At 59.4% G+C, this 8,933-nt stretch carries 14 protein-coding genes; 10 read left to right on the forward strand and 4 right to left on the reverse strand.

The annotated features are described in order from the left end of the window. Positions 1-118 precede the first annotated feature (118 nt). The 9 genes from AC1D0N_RS27020 to AC1D0N_RS27060 all read left to right on the forward strand — a co-directional run bounded on the left by AC1D0N_RS27020 (position 119) and on the right by AC1D0N_RS27060 (position 4,714). Positions 119-418: a hypothetical protein gene (locus AC1D0N_RS27020; protein ID WP_477249078.1), complete on the forward strand. Its 300-nt coding sequence runs from the start codon at positions 119-121 to the stop codon at positions 416-418. Continuing rightward, on the forward strand, positions 419-610 hold the full coding sequence (locus AC1D0N_RS27025; protein ID WP_477249080.1) for a hypothetical protein: 192 nt from the start codon (positions 419-421) through the stop codon (positions 608-610). It abuts the gene before it with no gap. Next, positions 594-1,259: an HNH endonuclease signature motif containing protein gene (locus AC1D0N_RS27030; RefSeq protein WP_477249082.1), complete on the forward strand. Its 666-nt coding sequence runs from the start codon at positions 594-596 to the stop codon at positions 1,257-1,259. The genes AC1D0N_RS27025 and AC1D0N_RS27030 overlap by 17 nt, the downstream gene beginning before the upstream one ends. Continuing rightward, positions 1,252-1,974 carry a hypothetical protein gene (locus tag AC1D0N_RS27035; RefSeq protein WP_477249084.1) on the forward strand — a complete coding sequence of 241 codons (723 nt, stop codon included), beginning with the start codon at positions 1,252-1,254 and terminating at the stop codon, positions 1,972-1,974. Before AC1D0N_RS27030 ends, AC1D0N_RS27035 begins: the two co-directional genes overlap by 8 nt. 469 nt (positions 1,975-2,443) lie before the next feature. Continuing rightward, positions 2,444-2,929, forward strand: coding sequence for a hypothetical protein (locus tag AC1D0N_RS27040; protein WP_477249086.1), 486 nt, complete (start codon positions 2,444-2,446; stop codon positions 2,927-2,929). Positions 2,930-2,946: 17 nt separating this feature from the next. Next, positions 2,947-3,216 (forward strand): hypothetical protein, encoded by a 270-nt coding sequence (locus AC1D0N_RS27045; protein ID WP_477249087.1) that lies wholly within the window; start codon positions 2,947-2,949, stop codon positions 3,214-3,216. A 17-nt stretch (positions 3,217-3,233) separates the two neighbouring features. Beyond that, positions 3,234-3,761 (forward strand): hypothetical protein, encoded by a 528-nt coding sequence (locus tag AC1D0N_RS27050; protein ID WP_477249089.1) that lies wholly within the window; start codon positions 3,234-3,236, stop codon positions 3,759-3,761. Positions 3,762-4,092: 331 nt separating this feature from the next. Continuing rightward, a complete protein-coding gene (locus tag AC1D0N_RS27055) occupies positions 4,093-4,326 on the forward strand; it encodes a hypothetical protein (protein ID WP_477249091.1) in 234 nt (77 codons plus the stop codon). Continuing rightward, positions 4,319-4,714 (forward strand): hypothetical protein, encoded by a 396-nt coding sequence (locus AC1D0N_RS27060; protein WP_477249093.1) that lies wholly within the window; start codon positions 4,319-4,321, stop codon positions 4,712-4,714. Before AC1D0N_RS27055 ends, AC1D0N_RS27060 begins: the two co-directional genes overlap by 8 nt. Before the next feature lie 442 nt (positions 4,715-5,156). Here the strand turns inward: AC1D0N_RS27060 and AC1D0N_RS27065 are convergent, their stop codons facing one another. The 4 genes from AC1D0N_RS27065 to AC1D0N_RS27080 form a co-directional block, all read right to left on the reverse strand. Then, the gene (locus AC1D0N_RS27065; RefSeq protein ID WP_477249095.1) at positions 5,157-5,315 is read right to left on the reverse strand and encodes a hypothetical protein; all 159 of its coding nucleotides are present in this window, start codon (positions 5,313-5,315) and stop codon (positions 5,157-5,159) included. Positions 5,316-5,782: 467 nt separating this feature from the next. Beyond that, positions 5,783-6,373 carry a hypothetical protein gene (locus tag AC1D0N_RS27070; RefSeq protein WP_477249097.1) on the reverse strand — a complete coding sequence of 197 codons (591 nt, stop codon included), beginning with the start codon at positions 6,371-6,373 and terminating at the stop codon, positions 5,783-5,785. Then, complete coding sequence (locus AC1D0N_RS27075) at positions 6,370-6,756, reverse strand: sunset domain-containing protein (RefSeq protein ID WP_477249099.1); 387 nt, start codon at positions 6,754-6,756, stop codon at positions 6,370-6,372. Before AC1D0N_RS27075 ends, AC1D0N_RS27070 begins: the two co-directional genes overlap by 4 nt. Positions 6,757-7,284: 528 nt before the next feature. Continuing rightward, entirely contained in the window at positions 7,285-8,178 is an 894-nt protein-coding gene (locus AC1D0N_RS27080) for an ankyrin repeat domain-containing protein (protein WP_477249101.1), read from the reverse strand. 179 nt (positions 8,179-8,357) lie between these two features. Here AC1D0N_RS27080 and AC1D0N_RS27085 point away from each other — a divergent pair, with 179 nt between their 5' ends. Then, positions 8,358-8,591 carry an ATP dependent DNA ligase gene (locus AC1D0N_RS27085; protein ID WP_477249103.1) on the forward strand — a complete coding sequence of 78 codons (234 nt, stop codon included), beginning with the start codon at positions 8,358-8,360 and terminating at the stop codon, positions 8,589-8,591. Positions 8,592-8,933: the final 342 nt, after the last annotated feature.

Raw genomic sequence — 8,933 nt, forward strand, 5'->3', positions numbered from 1 at the left:
ATTTCGTACCGTGAGCCGCTGAAAACATCGGTATATCTAGGTGGTCGCTTTCACCCCGAAGGCGACGCACAGGGCAGGATGTCCCTAATCGTCGCCTTCCAACATAGGCGACGAAAAAATGGAACAAGCCAACACTGACACAGCTAGGGCGTTCAATGTCCGCCTGAGCTTCTGGGCAGCTTCCGGCCTGAGCGGCGCTGCCCTCTACGAAGCTCTCGCGACCGACGACACCCTCCCCGCTTTCTTCTCCCCTGCCGACGTGGCCGCAATTCAAGGCGTCCAACTTGGTGCCGTCAAGAAGGCTCGCCACCGTAGAACCGGCCCTGAGTACATCAGGCTGACCGGAAAGGCCGTCAAATATCCGCGCGTGGATTACTGCCGGCACCTGGCCTCCAAATTCGTTCGGAGGGCGGCGTAGATGGAACAGCAGGATCGCGAACCCGATGAGGCTGTAAACCTCGCTGCTGATTACCTGCGACGGCACCGGAACGACCCCCGCGACAAGGCGATCGTGCCCGACCTCACGACCCGCTTCGGCATCACGGCCGTCCAAGCGGTTGAAGCCATCAGGTTGAGCCACAAGGGGGGCGCCGATGCGACCGCCAACTGATAGGCATGGCTCGACCGGCAGGGGAAAACCGATCGAGCTTTTGGGAGAAGAGTCAGGGGCGAACCTAGACCGTAATACTATTACATCATCGCCGAAAGTCTATCAAGCCATAACGATCGCCCAACGCCGGGCAAGCGCGCCAGCGCTCACGGCTGAGCGCGCACGGGAACTGCTTCTGTACGATCCCGAGACGGGCGCGCTGACGTGGCGTACTGCCAGAGGCTGCCGTCTTGGAGCGCTGGCCGGGACGCGCACGGTCGATGGATACACTCAGGTCGAAATTGATTATCGCCTGTACCGTGCCCATCGCGTGATCTGGCTCATGCAAACTGGAAAGTGGCCGAAGCAATTGCTCGACCATCGTAACGGGATGCGCGCGGACAATCGGTGGAAGAATCTCCGCGAGGCCACTCCGCTTCAGAACGCGAGGAATAGGCGGCCCGGCAAGGACAATTCAAGCGGCACGGTCGGCGTTTCCTTCGTCAGCAGCCTGCAGCGCTGGGAAGCCTACATCGGTCTGAACAACCGCTGTCTTAGCCTTGGCCGGTTTGTTGACAAGGAGAAGGCTATCTCGGCACGGCGACAGGCCGAACAGCACCACTTCGGCGAGTTCGCCGCGAATCCAGAAGGGCGGGCTCGCAATGGCTGACAAAGGCCGCGCTCGGAAAGGCAAGCGCACCACGATCGGCGGCCAGTTTGCCTGGCGGCTGATCGAGATGCTCGAGTCCCCTGCATATCGAGCGCTGAGCCTTTCGGCGCATCGTGTTCTCGCTCGGCTCGAAATTGAGGTGGCGCGGCACGGCGGCAATGACAATGGCGCCTTGCCCTGCACCTTCGACGACTTCGCTGCCTACGGCGTCAGCCGGCGCCTTATCGCGCCGGCGATTCGCGAGGTTGTGGCGTTGGGGTTCGTGGCCATCACAGAGCGCGGAAGAGCAGGAAATGCGGAGTGGCGGCGACCCAATATCTACCGGCTCACCTATCGGCATACGACCACAACAGAACCGACCGACGACTGGCGGAAGATCGAGACGGCCGAGGCTGCCGAGGCTTTAGCTGAGAAGGCCCGAAAAACAAAACTCCAGGCCCACAAAGTGAACCACACATTGGGGCTGAAAGTGAACCGCTCGCAGCCTGTTCTTGGGGCTGAAAGTGATACTACAGGCCATAGTGTAGAAAGTGATCTACGTTCTATATCTCGGGGGCACAACGGTTCCCTGCCCGGCACGCGTAGGCCCATCCAACAGGCCAGCGTGTCCGGGCAGCAGAGCGCCGACGCTGAGCCCATCGGAGAAATCACAAGCGCTCTGGCGTCGAATCTCCAAAGACGTGGCTGGACAGAAAAACGGCGGGCGCGCACATGAACGCCTTCTCTGCCCAGAAAGCAAACCGCTCTCAGCTTTCTGTAGAAAGCACGGGCATCCGGGGGCGCGCGGCATGATCTCGTCGCTCATCCTCACCATTCTGGCCTTCGCCACAGTTCTGGCCGTGGTCTTCGGGTTGACCTGATGGGTCGCGGGCGCCCACCGATCGGCACGGCGCAAGAACGCCTTGAGCGTCGGCGCCGGCTCGGCCGCGAGCGCGGGGAGCGTCGCAAAGCGCGTGAGGCCAGAGGCGGGATCGTCCTTCCGCTCGAAATAGATCACGTCCTTGTCGGCCTGATGCTCGAGGCCGGCGCGGTCGATGAGGTCGGCAGTCGCAACCGAAACCGTCTAGCCAAGGCAATAGTTCGAATAGCGACTAACGCGTTAATCGAGGCCGTTGCTTCTGGGCGTAAATTGAAACTTGAACAGGAGGAGCACCATGCTCGCAAGGACACCAAAGGCGACAGAAATGGACTTCGCCAACATTCTGAAGATACCACCGAAGCCAGCGGCGATCGCCGAGGCGGAGCGAGTTTGGCGCGAGTCGGTCGCAGAGCTTGAGGCCGCTCGCGCCAAGCATCGCGAGATGCACCGCCAATACTTTGGCCAGCAGCCGGGCATGCCGCCGACAATCACCGCCGCTGAAGTCGACAAGGCCGGCCAGGAGATCGAGCCTTACCTGAAGCGCGAGCGTGAAGCGCTGGCCCTGCTTGAGACACACCGCGCGGCTTTTGACGCGGAGTTCGCGGCTCTCAAGCCCAAGATCGATGCCTACCGCAACGCGATCGGGCAGAAGCTCGACGAGCTCGAAGACCTGCTCGGGATCGGCGTGCTGTTCTACGCGGCTTCGGTGCAGGCGAACGTAAAGCTTCCCAGCAAGCTCCCAGGCCGATGCCAAGGCATGCTGCAGCACGGCGTCGCAATGACGCGGAAGATTCTGAACGGCGCCGACTGAGCAAACGGAGATCGAAAATGTACTTGACCAGAGACATGTCCAGCGTGGGGAAGATGCAGCGACCCACAGTGCCGAAGACTGCGGCCCCGTTGAAGCCGGTGTATCTCACCAGCGTCCGGCCGCAAGCGAAGCCCGTTCGCGTCGTCAAGCTCTACGATCCGAAGAAGAAGGCGGACGATCTTTACTGGATCCGTCGCCTGGAGCGCGCTGGCTTGACCGAACACAACTCCAAGGCCGTTGCGCTCATGAAATCGAACTATCAGCGCCGTTACGGCGAGCGGGTCTGAACACCTCATTCGCGACGATGGAAGCACTGACGGTTGAAGCACTGATGGCCGATCTAGACACCCACATTGCAGGCGAGCTTTCCGTGCTGCAGGCGCGCGGCGCTGATCGTCACCAGATCGAGGTGCGGCACAAGGAACTGTGCGACTGGGCAATGAACCAGTGTGCGCAGGCCGAGCTAGCCAGGCCGATCGATCTCTATCCCGTCGTTCTCACAGACGAGATGGCGACTGTGCGCGCAATGTGGACGCAGGTTCTCCCTGAAGTTACCGCAGCGATCAAGGCCGGCATGTCTCTCGAATGGATTGCAGTCGTTCGGTGTGAAGACGGCTTCACACTGCATATGCAAATCGACATCGCCGAAGACATCGACCTGATGATCTGGGCTTCGTCTGACTTCTACAGGCATTTCGATCCCGAGATATGGGCCGAAGCCTTGGAGAGCATTGCTGTCGACTACAACGCCGGCATCGAGGTCGCTGATATGTACCCACAAGCCCTTGCCGACGCTGTTGAACCTCCTGGGCCTTGGAGGAGAGTGTTTTGAAGCGCGCAGCATGGGGGGCGGAGGGTCAGCCGAAAAGCAAAACAAAACCGCACACCGGTCCCGGAGCACAACACGCAATAACGTCCAGAATTTTGTCGAAGGTTGAACTATTCTGATGGGTGTAAGAGGCCGAAAATCCACAGCCGAAATGTCGATCTCATCGAAGGTCGACGGCAAGTTTTTGCTGCCGCCTGAGGGCATGAGCCAGGCAGAGACCGACGTTTGGCTGGACGTTGTCCGCTGCCTCCCTGTCGATTTCATTGCAAGAGAATCGGCTGAGTTGCTGGCGGCCTATTGCCGGCACGCTGTCTCGACGCGCGACATCTCGACAATGATCGCCCGTTTCAACCCGAAATGGCTGAAGGTCGATGGCGGGATTGCGAGATACGAAAAGCTGTTGCGAATGCGTTCCGTTGAAAGCCGGGCGATGCTCGCCTGCGCGCGAAGCCTTCGCCTGACCTCACAAAGCAGGGTCGACCCGAAAACTGCCGGCCGCGCTCGCCGCAATGGAATGCTGCCCAGCTATTACGATCTCGATCAAAAAGACGAGTTTTTCGATGATTGAAAGACCGGGATTCCAGCGCACGCCGAACTTTCCTCCGAGAAGCTTTCTGAAGCCCGGTGAGAAAGCGGACGGTTCGCACCTCAATGCTGTCGATCGGGAAGCGCTGGAGCGCTGTGTGGAAATTGCGTGCCAGGATAAGCGCGCGGGCCGCGCCGAACAGATCGAATGGATGATCGCCACCAACGGTGGCGGTTGGTTCGAGGCGGCCATTTTCGCAAGCTTCTGCTGCCAGATGAATTCATTGCGTTTGAAGCCGTGGGAATCCCCGCCGGTCCATGGTCGCGAAGAAGACCCGAAATCATGGCGGCTTTTGCAGCGGATGCTGAAGCTGGGCATTTCGCAATTCGAGCCTGACCCGGCAGCAGCATTGATGAGGGCGAAGCAATGATGTGGAAGATCCGGCAAGAGCTAGAGGCGGCTTGCAAATGAGGCTGGACCCAGGACATCCTGGCCTAGTTGTCGATCGAGATCAGACCTGCGGGCCCGGTCGAGGCGAAAGTCTCTTGGATGCTGCTTACAACCTGATCCGTATAGCGGCCATTATTTGCCACAAGGTCCAGTGCGAAGAACACGAAAACTGCAGCAAGGATCAACAGAACTGGTCGCATCGGAAACCCTTTCCACCCGTTACCCCTGGTGGCCTCCACACGCCGTGCGGTAAGCATGATCCTGCTTTCAGCGAAATACAAGCATGCGCTAATACACGATGGCGAGATGATTTCGGATGCGTGACAGCGAACTATCGAGCGCCCCTAATGAGCGTGATCCAGTAGTCTGGTCACCGCGCCCTTAACGGTCAGCGATCATGGTCGGGTTATCTATCCGGTGTGCTAGCTGGCGATTGCCAGTCCGGCCGCTATTCCCAAGCCGATAGCGAGTCCCAGGACGAGCTTGCCGGCCAGATCGAGGGCGATGACGCGGACGGCGACGCGCATGTCTGTGCGGGGCTGCGAGAGGGCTCTGGAGAGGTCATCAAATACCGTGTCCATGCGCCGATACTAGATCGGATCGCGGCGAATGTGAATCCCAGCTTCATGGTGTTATCGCACCAGTGCTTAGCGGCTGCTAATTTAAGCCGCACTGGCGTGGCTCCAGGCGCCCGCGAGTCAATCAATGATGATGTGTCCCTCGACATCGTCGTCGATGCTCATCCCACTCAAGCGCCCATGCGAAAAGTGGCACTGGGCCGAATGATGGACGAATGTGCCGTGGTCGTCCCGCGTAGCGTACTCAATCCTAGTGATACGCCCCGCGAAATCTTCCTCGGCATGCAAGAGCCGATAGCCGTCGTAAGGGCGAACGCTTCTGAATTTTCTGCTTACTGCCGAAACGGTCCTGAGCGCCGAAATCATCCCGACTGCCGACACGCAAACAGGTATCATGCTCCAGCTCCCGACATCGGCGTGAGCAGATAGAGCCGCCGTTACGAATAGTGCTGCTAGGCAAACGCGCTTCACTAGTGTGCTCCGACGCCGATGAAGCGCGGGCAGCCGTCTACAGCGTAGCTCGGCGTCGTAAACGTCCCGATGCCCGTGAAGTAGTGACACACAACCCCGTCAGCCGCTTTCTCTTGGTGATAGAGAACCCCTGTCGATGTCGCGAGCATCGCGCCAACGACCACGGCGGAAGAGACCGCGATCACCAATAGGATCAACGCGCAAATCTCGATCGCTCTATGTGACCAAGGCGCGGGCGGCGGCGGAGGTGCTGGAGCCCACAGCCGCTCGCCAAATGGTAACTCCGCAGCGAGACGCGCAGCCTTTCTCTCTCGTTTCATATCCAGCCGCTGCTGAGCGAATTGCTGCCGGGTCTGTTCGGATGACGAGAGCGAGTTGTCCAGGAGCCAGGCTTTGTATTTGCCGGCGTGGACGCTCACCCTGATAGCGGGAAAGCCTTGGCGGCGTTGCTCAGATTCAGACGCTTTGAAATTCTCCCACCACTCCTCCCATGTTGGCGGCAGATCACCAACTTCCGAAAGCTTGAGGATGAGAGCGTAGTCACGAGGGCCGTAGACCGGGGCGGCCGGCCATTGACTGGTGTCCGTCATCGTCTCGCCTTGCGCCAGCCGGCCGCGCGCGCCTCAGCCTCCGAGCAAAACCATTGCTCTCCGAACTCAGGACGAATGACAGTGTCATCGTAAAACATTTGGCCAGGCACGTGGTAAATGCGCTCGCCGGTGTTGATCGAGATGTTCCCCTTGATGTCGCAGCCGGCCGCGCCGCCGCCAGTGATGCCGTCAAGCAGACCGGCAGGGACGAGACTCGCCACAGTGTCGAGGCTGCTCGGGCTTACCGTGAGAAAAGCGGCCAGGGGAACCAATACCAACGGAAAGAGGTATCGCAGTCGCCACAATCGAAGCCGCCGCCTCCTGGCGTTTCTTCGCCAGCGGTCGGCCTGGTTGGCACCCTCATGACGCTGGACTTTGCCCACGCCCCTTCTCCCCGATGGGAGAATGCTGCCATTCAACCGTTGAGTCCATACATCAGACAACGCTAGACTGTCGGGCCGCTGTTGTTCTTGATCCGGGCCAGGCCGTGAAAATTCTTCGACCGAGATCCAAGCCCAAGAAGGCCTATCCGAACAGCGATCGGTTCGGAGAGGACGGCCGGCGCCTCTATAGCGCCCATGACGCCGCCAGAACCGCGAAGTCTGCCAAGGCCGAGACGTTTGCCAAGGCAATCGAGGCTGCGAGTAAGGGAAACAAACAGATTCCTCCCGTCAAACGGCGGCGCCGAACACTACTCGTAGGCGGCGCCTCTCTCGCTGCGGTTTTGGGCTTTTTGATGTACTTGATAGGCGCGGGCTAGACCCCGGCCCCCGGGAACCCCCAAGCGGGCGCCAGGACGCGCGAGGTGCTTCGGCGGGCTTCCCCTGTGCGCTTTTACAAAAGGAGCTGACCCGCTTCATGCGACCGCCCTTCGGTCCGTCAACACGTAAGACGTCGGGCAAGGCGACCTTTCAGGGCAGCGGGATCGGCTTGTCGCTGAGTGTGCGCAAGTATGCGATCAGGTTGACCCGTTCGGTCTCGTCCGGGACGCCAGGCGTCTCCATGGAAACGCCCGGCGTAGTGGCCATGGGCTCAAGCAAAAATTTGTTCAGGTCCTCGACCGTCCACACACCCTCCCAGCCCAGCAGGGTGTCAGAGTAACGTATAGTTGCAAGAGATGCTTTGTCGCGGCCAACGACGTTCCACAAATTCGGTATCGTTCGGTTCCTTCCTTGTGGCTCAGCACCGTGGCAATGGTCACATGATAAGCGGACAAAGGAGGTTCGGCCTTTCTCCACGTCGGCAAAAGCCAACTTCATCGAGATCGGGGCTGGAGTTGGCAAGACGACGCCGTGCGACATGAGATAGTCAGCAACTTCGCGTTGTTCCGAGCGTGTTGCCAGATGGAGTGGTGTCTTGCCGTCCTCTGCCCTCGCATTCACGTCCGCGCCGGCCCCGACCAGTGCCTTCACGCAGTCAAGACAACCGAGATTGACGGCGATATGAAGGGCGGGTTGGCCGCCGCCTTCGGAATTTGGATTTGCGCCCCCATCCAGCAATAGATTTAAGAGAGCGATCTTGTCCTTCCCCATAGCCGCCATCAGCGGGGAACCCAAAGCCGTCTGAGCGTTGACGTCCGCACCACGTTCCATGAGCAGTTTTGCTGCTTGGATGTGGCCCGTAAAGACCGCTAAATAGAGCGGCGTTGCGCTTCCATCACTCTCATCTACACCGGCGCCCGCATCGAGCGCTGCCGTGATAGCCGCGACATCACCGTTCATAGCGGCGTCGTGAATGTCGGCGGCATGCGATGCAAACGGGATGTGTGCAAGCAGTAGCAGTATGAAAAGCAAGAACCCGCGCATTTCGGCACCCCTTTGAAACCGGAGGACTCGGCACGCTTCGAGAAGGCGCGGAGCTTAGTGCGAATGCTTAATCGCGGCAATGTATTTCAGTAACTGCTAACGGAACGGAACAACTCTGCGATATTGAATCAAATTCGAGTTGCGGGAGTTCCGAGGCAGGCAAGCCGGCATTCGCCCTAATGGCAGAGCGAGGCACAGGGCGCTATGTCGGAAGCGCCTTCATCACCTTGAACCGCGAAATGCGCGAACGGCTCTGGAAGCGTGTCCAGGACCACGCAGGGACGGCGCCAAAGGGCATGAAGCGGCCGGCGACGCAATGGGTCAAGCCGGGGCTCGTTGCGACTGTGAAGCACCTGCGCGGCGAGGAAGACCTGCGGCATGCCTCGCTGCAGGATTTTCGGGAAGCGGATTGACCCTTATTTGTGCTTCTCGACGAATGCTTTGCATGGGAGGGATAGCTGATCGATCATGCTTTGAAGATCACATTGGCCAATTGGTTTCCCTGGGCAAAGCCGTTTGTAGCCCCGTGGGTCGGTCAAAATCCCCCGGGTATGGTCACTTGAAACTCCCCCACCTGATGATCACCGGCAGCGCTACTGAACAGCGGTAGCCGGTAAGGCAGGACGTTTATTTTCATCCCCTTTCATACAGCGAGGGGACCGGGAGTTGAACGTCTTGAAGGCACATCTGCAAAGCACCGTACTAACATTACTTGATCGCAACACCAGCCAGCGCGAGATTCAAAGGCTAACGGG

This window comes from Mesorhizobium sp. P2_E10 (assembly GCF_056404235.1).